This is a genomic window from Rhizobium sp. NZLR1, from assembly GCF_017357385.1.
Lineage (GTDB): Bacteria > Pseudomonadota > Alphaproteobacteria > Rhizobiales > Rhizobiaceae > Rhizobium.
Window position 1 is genome coordinate 48,595 of the sequence record NZ_CP071632.1, and the last position, 13,906, is coordinate 62,500.

A 13,906-nucleotide genomic window follows, 5' to 3' on the forward strand; every position below is an offset into this window, starting at 1 on the left:
TCGGAATAAGGCCGTTCCTTATCAGGCGCATCGGCAAATATCCAGAAGCCGGGCAAGAGAAAAGCCGGCCCATTTGCAAACGGCGCCGGCCCTCTTACATAGGGCTCAACAGGGCCAATGTGTGGTCTCGCGTAAACGCCCGCGTCGTGGGCAGACAGGTGTTTGATGACAACGATCATTACAGTTCGAAAAGGCGGCAAGGTGGTGATGGCCGGCGACGGCCAGGTGAGCCTCGGCCAGACCGTCATGAAGGGCAATGCCCGCAAGGTGCGCCGCATCGGCAAGGGTGAAGTCGTCGCCGGTTTCGCCGGCGCCACTGCCGATGCCTTTACCCTGCTCGAAAGGCTTGAAAAGAAGCTGGAGCAATATCCCGGTCAGCTGATGCGTGCCGCCGTCGAGCTTGCCAAAGACTGGCGCACCGACAAATACCTGCGTAATCTCGAAGCCATGATGCTCGTCGCCGACAAGTCGATCACGCTGGCGATCACCGGCAATGGCGACGTGCTCGAGCCCGAGCATGGCACGACGGCGATCGGCTCGGGCGGCAATTTTGCCTTAGCCGCCGCCCGCGCGCTGATGGATACCGACAAATCGGCCGAAGAGATCGCGCGCCGCGCTCTCGAAATCGCCGCCGACATCTGCGTCTACACCAACCACAATATCGTGGTCGAATCGCTGGATGTCGAAGGCTGAACCTCGGGCCTTGCGGCCGCTGCGGCGGCGAGCAAAGACGAATTACGGCCGGGTGCTGATGGCCCCGGACCGCCAGGAGAATGACACGCAATGACGACTTTTTCCCCCCGCGAGATCGTTTCCGAACTCGACCGCTACATTATCGGCCAGCATGACGCCAAACGCGCCGTCGCGATTGCGCTTCGCAACCGCTGGCGTCGCCAGCAGTTGGACCCCAGCCTTCGCGACGAAGTCATGCCGAAGAACATCCTGATGATCGGCCCGACCGGTGTCGGCAAGACCGAGATCTCCCGCCGCCTGGCAAAACTCGCCGGCGCGCCCTTCATCAAGGTGGAAGCCACCAAATTCACCGAAGTCGGTTATGTCGGCCGCGATGTCGAGCAGATCATCCGCGATCTTGTCGAGGTCGGTATCGGCCTGGTGCGCGAGAAGAAGCGGACCGAGGTCCAGGCCAAGGCCCACGTCAGCGCCGAGGAGCGTGTTCTCGATGCGCTGGTCGGCACCACCGCCTCGCCCGCCACCCGCGAAAACTTCCGCAAGAAGCTGAGGGATGGCGAACTCGACGACAAGGAAATCGATATCGAGGTGGCCGATGCCGGTTCCGGCATGGGTGGCTTCGAAATACCCGGCATGCCGGGCGCCAATATCGGCGTGCTCAACCTGTCGGAAATGTTCGGCAAAGCCATGGGCGGACGCACCAAGAAGGTCCGCACCACGGTCAAGGCCTCCTACAGCGACCTGATCCGCGACGAATCCGACAAGCTGATCGACAATGAGGTGATCCAGCGCGAGGCCGTTCGCTCCACCGAGAATGACGGTATCGTCTTCCTCGACGAAATCGACAAGATCGCCGCCCGTGACGGCGGCATGGGCGCCGGCGTTTCGCGCGAAGGCGTTCAGCGCGACCTCTTGCCGCTCGTCGAAGGCACGACGGTCTCGACCAAATATGGGCCGGTGAAGACGGATCATATCCTCTTCATCGCCTCCGGCGCCTTCCATGTCTCCAAACCCTCGGATCTTTTGCCGGAACTGCAGGGTCGCTTGCCGATCCGTGTCGAATTGCGTCCTTTGAACAAGGAGGATTTCCGCCGAATCTTGACCGAGACGGAAGCAAGCCTCATCCGCCAGTATCGTGCGCTGATGGAAACCGAAAGCCTGAGCCTCGAATTCACTGATGACGCGATCGATGCGCTTGCCGATGTCGCCGTGCATCTGAACTCCTCCGTCGAAAACATCGGCGCCCGCCGTCTGCAGACGGTGATGGAGCGGGTGCTGGACGAGATCTCCTACAACGCGCCGGACCGGGGCGGAACGGCCGTGACGATCGATGCCGCCTATGTGCGCGAACATGTCGGCGATCTCGCGCAGAATACCGATCTCTCGCGCTTCATTCTGTGATATCGGCGCACCGGTCCATGTCTTTCCCGATGTGAATGCCGGATTGTGACGAACTCCACTCTCGACAGCGGGCCTTTTACTTTTTAGTGAAGGCCCGTTTGTTTTCCGCTGCGGCTTTATTCGGCCAAGATTCTGGTCCAGTCAGCCGCATCGCAAACAGGACGATGGAACCGGACGGGATAGCGGATCGTGCGACGCCTTTTGACAAGCCTTTTGATTGCCGTTGCCTTGGTGAATTCGGCGCCCGCCTTCGCAATGCAGACGGTGCCGGCCGGCAACCGCCATGCCGAGCAGCCGGATATTCCGGGCGCGTCCGTCAGGCGCACCAAGGGAACCAAGAGCAGCTTCGATCTGAAGTATGAAAAGGTCCACGAGCTCCTGGCCACCGATCGCGAGCTGATGGGCAAGATCCGCAAGGTCTCCAGCGCTTACGGCATCAATCCCATCCATGTCGTCGGCGCGATCGTTGGCGAACACACTTATAATGTCGACGCCTACGACCGGCTGCAGTCCTATTATGTCAAGGCTGCTTCTTACGCTGGAGAAAGCTTCCGCTTCGCTTATGACGGCGAAAACATCGACGACTTCGTGGTGCGGCCGCAATTTGCCGAGTGCAAAGGCAAGAGCGATTCCTACACGCTGTGGTCCTGCCGCGAAGATGTCTGGGAAAGTGATTTTCGCGGCAAGACCGTGGGTGGCAAGAGCTTTCCCGACAACCGCTTCAGCGCGGTCTTCTTCCAGCCCTTCTACGCCGGTCAGACCTTCGGCCTCGGCCAGGTCAATCCGTTGACGGCGCTGATGCTCTCCGATCTCGTGGCCCGTGTCTCCGGTTATCCGAAGCTGAACGAGAAGAATGCCGGCGCCGTCTACAAGTCCATCATGGATCCCGATATCTCGCTCGCCTTTGTCGCCGCCTCGATCCGCCGGTCGATCGACGATTACAAGGAGATCGCCGGCATGGACATCTCGGGCAATCCCGGCCTGACCGCGACGCTTTATAATGTCGGCAACTCGCGCCAGCGCGCCGCAGCCCTTGCCGCGAAAAACCGCTCCGCCGGCGCGACCGTCTGGCCGGAGGAGAATTATTACGGCTGGCTGATCAACGACAAGCTGGACGAACTCAAGGGCCTGCTCTAGCTTCACGCCTGACGGGAAGCGTAGATTTTCCCCGAAAGGCTTTTCCGATGGACATGCGTCCGGACCCCTTCGTTCCGCCGGCACCGCTGCCGCGCACCGTACCGCCGAGCCGGCTGGAAATCATCCGCGTCATCCTGCGCAACCCGCTCGAACTCTGGGGCGAGCCGTCTTACACGCTGCCCTGGATCCACACCAATTTCTTTGGCCAGAGGACGCTGATCGTCAATGATCCCGGCCTGATCAAGCATGTGCTGGTCGACAATGCCAATAATTACCGCATGTCGGATGTGCGCCAGCTCGTCCTGCGTCCGATCCTACGCGACGGTCTTCTGACCGCCGAAGGTCCCGTCTGGAAAAGATCACGCAAGGCGGTGGCGCCGGTTTTCACGCCCCGCCATGCCCAAGGCTTCGCCGGGCAGATGTTGCGCCAGTCTGAAGACTATGCCGGCAAATATGAGAGCGCAGGCGAGGCGGGAGCGATTTTCGATATCAGCACCGACATGACCGAGCTGACCTTCGCGATTCTCGCTGACACGTTATTCTCCGGTGAAATCGTCACCTCAAGCGGCAATTTCGCCGATGATGTCAATGATCTCCTGAATCGCATGGGCCGCGTCGATCCGATGGATCTGATGCGCGCCCCGTCCTGGGTTCCACGTGTGACACGCATCGGCGGTCAGAAAGTGCTGGAGAAATTCCGCGCAATTGTGCGCACACGATGGATACGCGACTGGCAAAGATGAAGGCCAATCGCGCCACCGCGCCCGAAGATTTCCTGACCCTGCTCTTGGAGCAGGCCGGCCCTGACGGGCTGACGAAAGAAGAAATCGAAGACAATATTCTGACGTTTATCGGCGCGGGGCATGAGACCACAGCGCGGGCATTGGCCTGGACGCTGTATTGCGTATCGAACAGCCCGCACATCCGTGAGGCGATGGAAGTAGAAATCGACGCAGTGCTCGCCACTGGCGCCGAACCGGTGGAATGGCTGGATCTAATGCCGCTGACGCGCGCCGCCTTCGAGGAGGCTTTACGCCTCTATCCGCCGGCACCATCCATCAATCGCGCCGCCATAGCGGCTGATTCCTGGACAAGCCCTAAGGGCGAGCGGGTCGAGATCGATGCCGATGTCACGTTGCTGATCATGCCCTGGACGTTGCATCGCCACGAACTCTATTGGGACAGGCCGCGCGCCTATATGCCGGAACGCTTCCTGCCGGAAAATCGCGGCTCCATCGGCCGCTTCCAGTTCCTGCCTTTCGGCGCCGGTCCGCGTGTCTGTATCGGCGCAACCTTTGCGCTTCAGGAGGCGGTGATTGCCCTTGCTGTTCTGATGCATCGCTATCGCTTCGATTCCACCGCTCAGACCAATCCCTGGCCGGTGCAGAAATTAACGACGCAGCCGCAGAATGGGCTTCCGATGTGCGTAACGCCGCGCATAATTTCCACAAAAGCATAAATCTTTCGAATTATTGCCGAATTGACTGTGAATGAAAGCCGGGCAAAGTGGCAGCATTCAAAGTCGTGCCAAGGAGAATGCCGCATGAACCGCATTGATAAGAACGGTCTTGCCGTCGAAGCCGTCCTTCATGATTTCCTCGTCAAGGAGGTGCTGCCAGGGCTAGCGGTCGACGCGGACAAGTTCTTTGCCGATTTTTCGGCGATCGTCCATGATCTCGCCCCTAGGAATCGTGCGCTGCTGGCAAAACGCGACGACCTGCAGGTTAAGATCGACGACTGGTATCGCCGGCATGGCTCGCCTGCGGATATGGACGAATACCAGTCCTTCCTCCGCGAAATCGGCTATCTCTTGCCTGAGGGATCGGATTTCCAGGTGTCGACCGATAACGTCGATCCTGAGATCGCCTCGATCGCCGGCCCGCAGTTGGTCGTTCCCGTCATGAACGCCCGTTATGCGCTCAACGCCGCCAATGCCCGCTGGGGCTCGCTCTATGATGCGCTTTATGGCACGGACGCCATTCCCGAGAGCGACGGCGCTGAAAAGGGCAAGGGTTACAATCCGAAGCGCGGCGAGAAGGTCATCGCCTGGGTGCGCGATTTCCTCGATATCTCAGCGCCGCTGCAGGATAGCAGCTGGAAGGATGTCGGCAGTTTCGCCGTCAAGGACGGAGCGCTAGAGATCAGATCGACCGATGGCGAGCAGGCAATGCTGAGCGGCGGGCATTTTGCCGGCTATCGCGGCGATGCGGCGGCACCGACGCATATTCTCCTGAAGAACAACGGCATCCACATCGAGATCGTCATCGATGTGACGACGGCGATCGGCAAGACCGATCCGGCTCATATCTCCGATGTCTGGCTGGAATCGGCGATTACGACAATTATGGACTGCGAGGATTCGATCGCTGCCGTCGACGCCGAGGACAAGGTCGTCGTCTACAGCAACTGGCTCGGCCTGATGAGGGGCGATCTCCAGGAAGAGGTGGTAAAGGGCGGAACAAGCTTCACCCGTAAGCTCAACCCGGATGTGCAATATACCGGCCCGGACGGCGCTTCGTTCGAGGTGCATCGCCGCTCGCTGATGCTGGTGCGCAATGTCGGCCACCTGATGACCAATCCGGCGATCCTCGACCGCGACGGCCTCGAAGTACCGGAAGGCATCATGGATGCCGTCATCACCGGGCTGATCTCGCTTTACGACATCGGCCCGGCCGGCCGCAGGAAGAATTCCCGCACCGGCTCGATGTATGTGGTCAAGCCGAAAATGCATGGGCCGGAAGAGGTGGCCTTCGCCGACGAGATCTTCTCGCGGGTCGAAGACGCGCTTGGCCTGCCGCGCTACACCATCAAGATGGGCATCATGGATGAGGAGCGCCGCACGACGATCAATCTCAAGGAATGCATCCGTGCTGCCCGCGAGCGCGTCGTCTTCATCAATACCGGCTTCCTCGATCGCACCGGCGACGAGATCCACACCTCGATGGAAGCCGGCCCGATGATTCGCAAGGGCGACATGCGCCAGGCGGCCTGGATCGCCGCCTATGAAAACTGGAACGTCGACATCGGGCTCGAATGCGGTCTTGCCGGCCATGCGCAGATCGGCAAGGGCATGTGGGCGATGCCGGATCTGATGGCGGCGATGCTGGAGCAGAAGATCGCCCATCCGAAGGCCGGCGCCAACACCGCCTGGGTCCCGTCGCCGACGGCCGCCACCCTGCATGCCACCCATTATCACCGGGTGAATGTCGCCAGGGTTCAGCAGGGGCTGAAGGACCGTGCGCGCGCCAAGCTCTCCGACATTCTCTCCGTGCCGGTTGCGGTGCGGCCGAACTGGACGCCGGAGGAAATCCAGCGCGAACTCGACAACAATGCCCAGGGCATCCTCGGCTACGTCGTGCGCTGGGTCGATCAGGGCGTTGGTTGCTCGAAGGTGCCAGACATCAACAATGTCGGCCTGATGGAGGATCGTGCGACATTGCGCATCTCGGCCCAGCACATGGCGAACTGGCTGCACCACAAGGTCGTCACCGAGGCTCAGATCGCCGAAACGATGCAGCGCATGGCCGCTGTCGTCGACCGGCAGAACGAGCAAGACCCCGCTTATCGGCCGATGGCCGGCAATTTCGACGGCTCGATCGCCTTTCAGGCCGCCCTCGATCTCGTCCTGAAGGGCAGGGAGCAGCCGAACGGCTATACCGAGCCGGTGCTTCACCGCCGCCGCCTTGAACTCAAGGCGAAGCAAGAAGGGTGAGAGCATAGGTGAGAATATGAAAAGGCCGCCGGAACGACAGCCCGGCGGCCTTTTTTATACCGAATTCAGTATCTAGCTTACTGGATAACGACGACCTTGGACGTGCCCTTGCCGGGACGGACGCGGCTATAGAGGTCAATGACGTCCTGGTTCATCAGGCGAATGCAGCCCGAGGAAGCGGCAGTGCCGATCGAAGCCCATTCCGGTGTGCCGTGCAGGCGGAACAGCGTGTCCTTGCCGTCATCGTTGAAGAGATACATGGCGCGTGCGCCGAGCGGATTGCTGAGACCCGGGCCCATGCCGTCTTCGACATACTTGGCGACGTCAGGACGGCGAACGGCCATTTCCTTCGGCGGGTGCCAGGTCGGCCATTCCTGCTTCCAGGCGACGTAGGCGGTGCCGGCCCATGCGAAGCCCTGCTTGCCGACGCCGATGCCGTAGCGCATCGCCTTGCCGTTGGCCAGGATGTAATAGAGGAAGCGCTCGCGAGTGTTGACGATGATCGTACCGGGGCGCTCGGTGGTCTGGTAGCTGACGACCTGGCGGCGGAACTGCGGCTTGACCCGGTCGATCGGGATCGCCGGCAGAGAGTATCCGGAATCCTTCGTCACGCCATAGGCGTCATTGAAGATCTGGGCTGTCTGTACCGTCGGGCCTGCGCCCTTGTCGTCGACGGATGCGCTGTCTGATGTCGAGGAGCAACCGGCCAGTGCCAGCGTCGTCAGCAGGCCAAATACCGGGAATGCATTGCGGATGCGCATAGATGACTCTTGAAGTTTTGGGGCAAGGAGAACAGTCTTTCGACCATCGTTGATTATGGTTTATTTTCGATTAACTTGCGCTTTGCAAGGCTACTGCTGCGCGACAAATCCATCTGCGGCGCAAATTAGAAGCGCATGGTTTTTTTGCAACAACACGCCAGCCCCTGCTAGGGTTATCCATGACGATTTTGAGCGTTTACAATAACAATCCGTTAATCGATGGCCGGCAATCGGACAGAGCCATGATGGTGCGGCGCGGAACGCAGATTTTGCTGCATGAAATGCGCCATGCCGTGCTGCCCGAACTGCCGCTCGCCAGCGGCCGCCGTGCCGATTTGATCACTGTTTCGGAAAAGGGCGAGGTCTGGATTATAGAAATCAAGACGTCGATCGAGGATTTCAGGGTGGATCGCAAATGGCCGGAATACAGGCTGCATTGCGACCGGTTGTTCTTCGCGACTCACGAAGGTGTGCCGCTCGACATCTTTCCCGAGGAGTGCGGGCTTTTCCTGTCGGACGGTTATGGCGCTCATATGATTCGCGAGGCGCCGGAACATCGTTTGGCCCCGGCCACGCGAAAATCCGTCACGCTCAATTTCTCACGTGCCGCCGCGCAGAGGCTGATGATGGCCGAATGGGCCAACGGAAAGCCGTATACCGTCGATGATGTTTGACGGATGTCTCGTCTATTTCGGCGCCCGTTTGGCAAGGATACGCTGCAGTGTACGCCGGTGCATGTTGAGTCGGCGCGCGGTTTCCGACACGTTGCGCTCGCACATTTCATAGACCCGCTGGATGTGCTCCCAGCGCACCCGGTCGGCCGACATCGGGTTCTCGGGAAGGTCGGCCTTTTCGCCCGGCCGCTGCGTCAACGCTGAAAAGACGTCGTCGGCATCCGCTGGCTTTGCCAGGTAATCGACGGCGCCGAGTTTTACGGCGGTGACCGCGGTTGCGATATTGCCATAGCCGGTCAGCACGATGATCCTGGTGTCGTCGCGCCGCTGGCGGATAGCTTCGATGACGTCGAGCCCATTGCCGTCGCCGAGCCGAAGGTCGACCACCGCATATTTCGGCGGCCTGCCTCTCGATTTCGCAACGCCCTCCGCCACTGATTCGGCCGTCTCCACCTGAAAACCGCGCGTCTCCATCGCCCGGGCCAGCCGGCGCAGGAACGGCCCGTCGTCGTCGACGATCAGCAGGCTAGCGTCAGGACCGATATGGTCTTCATCAGCCGCGGCGAAATTTTCGTGATTTTGTTCTGTCATCGTCTTGGTCCTGGCGCTTGAACGCCCGATCTGCGTCAACCGTTTATATCCTACTTATGCCGACAAAGTCATTTTGTCGAATTTGCGTCGATCAGCATGCGCGGCCATTCGATTCGGATACGCGCGCCCGCACTTTCCGGGTCGCGATTCTCGAAAATCAGCGATGCCCCCGAGCGCTCCAGCAGCGTCTTGGCGATGAAAAGCCCAAGGCCGAGCCCGCCCGCCGTATCCTCTTTCTGCCGCTTGGTCATGTAAGGCTCGCCGATCCGCGTCAGAATATCGGGAGCGTAGCCGTTGCCGTCATCCTCGATGACGATCAGCACTTTGTCGTGATCATGCTCGACGGTGACGATCACTTTCTCCCGCGCATAATCGACGGCGTTTTCGATCAGGTTGCCGAGCCCGTACATGATGCCGGCATTGCGGTCGGTCACCGGTTCGTCCTTGCGCGGGCTCTTTTCGATCAGCTCCAAGATGATGCCGAATTCCCGGTGTGGCGCGACGACCTCCTCGATCATCGAGGAAAGCGGCAGGCGGCGCATATGCGCTTCGCCTTCGGAGGAAAGCGTCGTCAGCCGCCGCAGGATGTCACGGCAGCGTTCGCTCTGGCTGCGCAGCAGCATCACGTCCTCGCGGAAACGATCGTCGTCCTTGAGCGCCCGCTCCATTTCCTTGGCGACGACGCTGATCGTCGCAAGCGGCGTGCCGAGCTCGTGGGCAGCGGCGGCCGCCAATCCATCGAGCTGTGAAAGGTGTTTTTCCCGCTGCAGCACCAGTTCGGTTGCAGCCAGCGCATCGGCAAGCTGGCTCGCTTCCAGCGAGACACGGTAGGCATAGAAGGCGGCGAAGGCCATCGTCGAGGCGATCGAGCACCAGACCCCGAACTGCATGACGTTATGGACGTTGATCTCGACACCGTCGAACCAGGGCAGCGGAAAAGGCGAAAAGGCAAGCATCGTGATGCACACCATCGCGAAGCCGATCAGCGCCGTGCTGTAACGGATCGGCTGCGAGGCAAACGAAATGATGACGGGCACGCAGACGAGGGCTGCGAAAGGGTTGGCAAGGCCGCCGGTGATGAAGAGCAGCGCGCAGAGCTGCAGAAGATCGAAGCCGAGCAGCGCAAAGGCGGCCGGCGGTCCCAGCCGGTGGGTCGGCGGATAGCGGATCGTCAGGTAGAAATTCACCCAGGCAAGGGCAGCGATCAGCGAAGAGCTGGCAATCAGCGGTAAGGAAAATTTCAACCAGAAGGCCACGATGAACACCGTCAGCGCCTGGCCGCAAACGGCAAGCCAGCGCAGCCGCACCAGCGTCTGCAGGCGCAGCCTGCGGCTGCTGTACCGGTCCTCCAGTGTAAGGCTTTGTGTCTTGTCAATCATGCCAGGCGTGTCGATCATGCCGGGGGCTCCTTGGATGGCCCTCATGTACCACGCGGTTTTGCCCGTGTCGTCGGCAACGCGTCTTCCGGCCGCTCTGGCCAGGGATGCCGGGGATAACGTCCGCGCATATCGGCACGCACGTCTCTCCACGTGCCGGCCCAGAAGCCCGGCAGGTCGCGGGTCGTCTGGATCGGCCGATGCGCCGGCGAGGTCAGTTCGAGCAGCAGCGGCAGACGGCCGCCGGCAATGGCCGGGTGCTGCTTCAGCCCGAACAGCTCCTGCACGCGGATCGTCAACACCGGCTCCTCGCCCTCATATTGGATCGGATGTCTTTGGCCGGTCGGCGCTTCGAAATGCGTCGGCGCAAGTCGGTTAAGGTCGCGTTGCACCTCGTGCGGCACCAACGACAGCAGCCCGTTCGACAGCCCGGCGGCGGAAATCTCGGAAAGGCCGCGGGCCTCTGTCTGAAAGGGGCCGAACCAATCATCCAGCCGCGAAAGCAGGGCATCGTCGCTGACGTCGGGCCAGGGCTCGCCGATCGTCCTGTGAAGGAATCCGATCCGCTCGCGAAGTTGCACGGCCTCCTTCGAGAAGGCGAGATGATCGAGCCCCAGCTCGCGCACGCCCTCCACCAGTGCCTGGGTGACCGCGGCCCCGGAAGGCCGCGGCAAGGGCGTCTCTTCGAAGACGATCGCACCGAGCCGGGTTGCCCGCCGCGCTCGTATCTGCCGGCTTTGCCGGTCGAAAAAGATCTGATCGCCGGTTTTGATTTCGCCGGGCAGCTCGGCGTCGATATCGCCGCGCGTTACCTCGGCTGCCGCCAATACTCGCGCCCGCGCCGCCCGCCCGGCGAGATCGGCGATAACCAGCATCTGGCTGCCGGCCAGCCTCTCGGCTTCCGGCAGCGCCGCGCCGCGCCCGTTCGCCATCACGAATCGGCCGCGCCCGCCGCGCTGAAGCGCGATCCGATCCGGGAACGCATGCAGCAAGAGCTGGCCCGCAAGTGCCGGCGCCGTTGCGGTAACGGTGTCGAGGCCGCTCGCCAGCCGCGCCGCCAGCCGCCGCGAGGCCTCCACTCTTTCGCCACGCTCGGCCTTGAAGCGTCGCAGCCGCTCCTCGATATCGATGTTCGTTCCGCCGAGCCCCTGTTCGGTGAGAAGCACGGCGATCATTGCCGCATCGCGGGCGTGCCCTGATTCGCCTGCAGAAATGACCATGGCGGCAAGCCGCGGCGGCAAAGCGAGATCACGCATCACCTTGCCGCGTACTGTCAGCGCCCCACCCTTGTCGAGCGCGCCGAGCTGGCCAAGCAGCACCCGCGCTTCCCTGAGCGTCGTCTCCGGCGGCTGGTCGACAAAGGCAAGCGACGCCGGATCCTGAACGCCCCAATGGGCGAGATCGAGCACCAGTCCGGAAAGGTCGCTGGAAAGGATCTGCGGCGGCGTGAAGGCCGGCAGGGCCGCGGTCTGTCCCTGGTGCCACAGCCTGACGGCGATACCCGGTTCCGTTCGGCCGGCGCGGCCCGCCCGCTGATCGGCGGAAGCCCGCGACACGCGCACCGTCTCCAACCGGGTGATCCCGGTCGGTGCTTCGAACACTGGCAGACGCTGCAGCCCGCTGTCGATCACGATCCTGACGCCATCGATGGTGATGGAGGTTTCGGCGATCGACGTCGCAAGCACGATCTTGCGTGTTCCCGTGGATGCCGGTCGGATTGCCGCATCCTGCTCCTTCTGGCTGAGATTGCCATAGAGCGGCGCAATCAGTGTCTCGGCTCCGAATCGTCCCTGCAGCCGTTCCACCGTTCGGGTGATTTCCGCCTGGCCGGGCAGGAAAGCGAGGATCGAGCCGGTCTGATCGGCATGGGCATCGAGTATCGCCCGCGTGACCGCATCCTCGATGCGCTCGCCGCCCGGCCGATCCTGGTAGCGGATATCGATCGGAAAGCTGCGCCCCAGGCTTTCGATGACAGGCGGATGGTCGAGCAGGGCCGCCACACGTTCGACGTCAAGGGTCGCCGACATCACCAAGATACGCAAATCCTCGCGCAGGGCCGATTGGACGTCGAGCGCCAGCGCCAGTCCGAAATCGGCATCCAGCGAACGCTCGTGGAATTCGTCGAAGATGACGACAGAGACACCGGCCAATTCCGGATCGTCGAGGATCATCCGGGCAAAAACCCCCTCGGTCACGACCTCGATCCGTGTCGCTGCCGATATCCTGTTGTCGAGGCGCATGCGGTAGCCGACCGTGCTGCCAACCTGCTCGCCGAGCAATGACGCCATCCGGCTTGCCGCCGCCCGCGCCGCCAGCCGCCGGGGCTCCAGCAGGATGATCTTGCCGTCGCCGCGCCAGGCCTGGTCAAGCAGGTAAAGCGGCACCAGCGTCGTCTTGCCGGCGCCGGGCGGCGCGGAAAGGACGGCGCGTCCCTCATTGGCCAACGCCGCGCCGACGGCCGGCAGAACATGTGAAACCGGAAGTTCCGGCAATGATGCACTGATCGTCACTTTCGGCCCGTCACTGTCTCATAGGCAAGAATCGCTCCGGCGAGATCTTCCAAAGCGGCGCCGACCGATTTGAACAACGTGATTTCCTCACCATGGCTTCGCCCGCCATGGGCACCGCTGACCAGTTCCGCAAGCTCTGCTCTGATGTCGCTTTCCCTAAGCACGCCGCTTTTCAGCGGCTGGACGATATCGCCTGCCTCGCTGACGGCGCCGGCGCGGGTATCGACATAGACCGAAGCACGGCGGATGGCCTCGTCGTCGCTTTCGCGCATATTTGGCTTGAAGGCACCGACGAGATCGAGATGGGCGCCGGGCTTCAACCATTCGCCCGATATCAACGGCTCGCTGGAAAGCGTGGCGCAGGAAATGATATCGGCGGTTCGCGCCGCGGCTTCAACATCTGCAACCGCCTCGACATCCAGCCCCAGCGCCCGCCCTTCGGCGGCGATCGTTTCCGCGGCATGCCGGTTGCGACCCCAGACGCGGTACTTCTTGATCGGCCGGGTCGTGCCGTGAGCAAGTATCAGGTTGAGCGACAGTCGACCGGTCCCGCAGACGAGCATCTCCTCCGCATCGGCACGGGCGAGATAACGGGCCGCCAGCGCCGATGCTGCCGCCGTCCGCCGCGCAGTCAGTTCGCCACCGTCGATCGCAGACAGCATCTCGCCGGTAGCGCCGGAGGAAAGAAGATAGGTTCCGAAGATCGCCGGCAGGCCGCGCCGCATGTTGCCAGGAAAGACCGAGACGGTCTTCACCCCGGCATAATGTCCGGGAAGCCAGGCCGGCATCAGAAGCAGTGTAGCGCTCTCTTCACCCGGCACCTCCATCTCATGGTGGTGGCGCACCGGCATCACGCATTCGCTCTGGAACATGCGGGCAATCGCCTCGATCAGTTCCGGCCAGGGCAGGGCCGCGCGCGTCTGTTCTTCATCGAGGACAAGCATTCTTCACTCCGCCGGATATTCTATCGCCGCCAAATTAGCGACTGAGGCGCGTTATAGGCAAGCACCTGGAATTCAACATCAGGCTTCCCATATCAACCTTGTCTCCCTCG

The 13,906-nt window shown here is 61.8% G+C and carries 10 protein-coding genes and 1 pseudogene; 6 read left to right on the plus strand and 5 right to left on the minus strand.

All coding sequences use genetic code 11. The features are described from left to right. The first annotated feature begins 165 nt into the window (after positions 1 to 165). From hslV to J3O30_RS00275, 5 genes and pseudogenes are all read left to right on the plus strand, one after another. Complete coding sequence (gene hslV, locus J3O30_RS00255; protein ID WP_164015464.1) at positions 166 to 693, plus strand: ATP-dependent protease subunit HslV; 528 nt, start codon at positions 166 to 168, stop codon at positions 691 to 693. A gap of 90 nt (positions 694 to 783) precedes the next feature. After that, complete coding sequence (hslU, locus tag J3O30_RS00260) at positions 784 to 2,091, plus strand: ATP-dependent protease ATPase subunit HslU (protein ID WP_007632042.1); 1,308 nt, start codon at positions 784 to 786, stop codon at positions 2,089 to 2,091. A gap of 189 nt (positions 2,092 to 2,280) precedes the next feature. Next, the gene (locus J3O30_RS00265) at positions 2,281 to 3,228 is read left to right on the plus strand and encodes a DUF1402 family protein (RefSeq protein ID WP_207582356.1); all 948 of its coding nucleotides are present in this window, start codon (positions 2,281 to 2,283) and stop codon (positions 3,226 to 3,228) included. Positions 3,229 to 3,275: 47 nt separating this feature from the next. Beyond that, positions 3,276 to 4,687 (plus strand): annotated as a pseudogene (locus J3O30_RS00270) (cytochrome P450). Between the two features lie 84 nt (positions 4,688 to 4,771). Next, positions 4,772 to 6,940 carry a malate synthase G gene (locus tag J3O30_RS00275; RefSeq protein WP_207582357.1) on the plus strand — a complete coding sequence of 723 codons (2,169 nt, stop codon included), beginning with the start codon at positions 4,772 to 4,774 and terminating at the stop codon, positions 6,938 to 6,940. A 77-nt stretch (positions 6,941 to 7,017) separates the two neighbouring features. Here the strand turns inward: J3O30_RS00275 and J3O30_RS00280 are convergent, their stop codons facing one another. After that, positions 7,018 to 7,701, minus strand: coding sequence for a L,D-transpeptidase (locus J3O30_RS00280; RefSeq protein ID WP_207582358.1), 684 nt, complete (start codon positions 7,699 to 7,701; stop codon positions 7,018 to 7,020). Between the two features lie 179 nt (positions 7,702 to 7,880). Here J3O30_RS00280 and J3O30_RS00285 point away from each other — a divergent pair, with 179 nt between their 5' ends. Further along, positions 7,881 to 8,375 carry an MmcB family DNA repair protein gene (locus tag J3O30_RS00285; protein ID WP_207582359.1) on the plus strand — a complete coding sequence of 165 codons (495 nt, stop codon included), beginning with the start codon at positions 7,881 to 7,883 and terminating at the stop codon, positions 8,373 to 8,375. Positions 8,376 to 8,387: 12 nt separating this feature from the next. Here the strand turns inward: J3O30_RS00285 and J3O30_RS00290 are convergent, their stop codons facing one another. The 4 genes from J3O30_RS00290 to J3O30_RS00305 form a co-directional block, all read right to left on the minus strand. Beyond that, on the minus strand, positions 8,388 to 8,966 hold the full coding sequence (locus tag J3O30_RS00290) for an ActR/PrrA/RegA family redox response regulator transcription factor (protein ID WP_207582360.1): 579 nt from the start codon (positions 8,964 to 8,966) through the stop codon (positions 8,388 to 8,390). 68 nt (positions 8,967 to 9,034) lie between these two features. Further along, positions 9,035 to 10,363 (minus strand): ActS/PrrB/RegB family redox-sensitive histidine kinase, encoded by a 1,329-nt coding sequence (locus tag J3O30_RS00295; protein WP_207582361.1) that lies wholly within the window; start codon positions 10,361 to 10,363, stop codon positions 9,035 to 9,037. A 23-nt stretch (positions 10,364 to 10,386) separates the two neighbouring features. After that, a complete protein-coding gene (gene hrpB / locus J3O30_RS00300) occupies positions 10,387 to 12,852 on the minus strand; it encodes an ATP-dependent helicase HrpB (protein ID WP_207582362.1) in 2,466 nt (821 codons plus the stop codon). Then, entirely contained in the window at positions 12,849 to 13,796 is a 948-nt protein-coding gene (locus J3O30_RS00305) for an ornithine cyclodeaminase family protein (protein WP_207582363.1), read from the minus strand. Before J3O30_RS00305 ends, hrpB begins: the two co-directional genes overlap by 4 nt. Between the last annotated feature and the right edge of the window lie 110 nt (positions 13,797 to 13,906).

What these genes read in the sequence shown, in the direction of transcription:
- J3O30_RS00290 (WP_207582360.1), bottom strand. Translation starts at nt 8,966, where the DNA reads ATGACAGAACAAAATCACGAAAATTTCGCCGCGGCTGATGAAGACCAT.
- J3O30_RS00275 (WP_207582357.1), top strand. Translation starts at nt 4,772, where the DNA reads ATGAACCGCATTGATAAGAACGGTCTTGCCGTCGAAGCCGTCCTTCAT.
- J3O30_RS00305 (WP_207582363.1), bottom strand. Translation starts at nt 13,796, where the DNA reads ATGCTTGTCCTCGATGAAGAACAGACGCGCGCGGCCCTGCCCTGGCCG.
- J3O30_RS00295 (WP_207582361.1), bottom strand. Translation starts at nt 10,363, where the DNA reads ATGATCGACACGCCTGGCATGATTGACAAGACACAAAGCCTTACACTG.
- J3O30_RS00280 (WP_207582358.1), bottom strand. Translation starts at nt 7,701, where the DNA reads ATGCGCATCCGCAATGCATTCCCGGTATTTGGCCTGCTGACGACGCTG.
- hslU (WP_007632042.1), top strand. Translation starts at nt 784, where the DNA reads ATGACGACTTTTTCCCCCCGCGAGATCGTTTCCGAACTCGACCGCTAC.
- hslV (WP_164015464.1), top strand. Translation starts at nt 166, where the DNA reads ATGACAACGATCATTACAGTTCGAAAAGGCGGCAAGGTGGTGATGGCC.
- J3O30_RS00285 (WP_207582359.1), top strand. Translation starts at nt 7,881, where the DNA reads ATGACGATTTTGAGCGTTTACAATAACAATCCGTTAATCGATGGCCGG.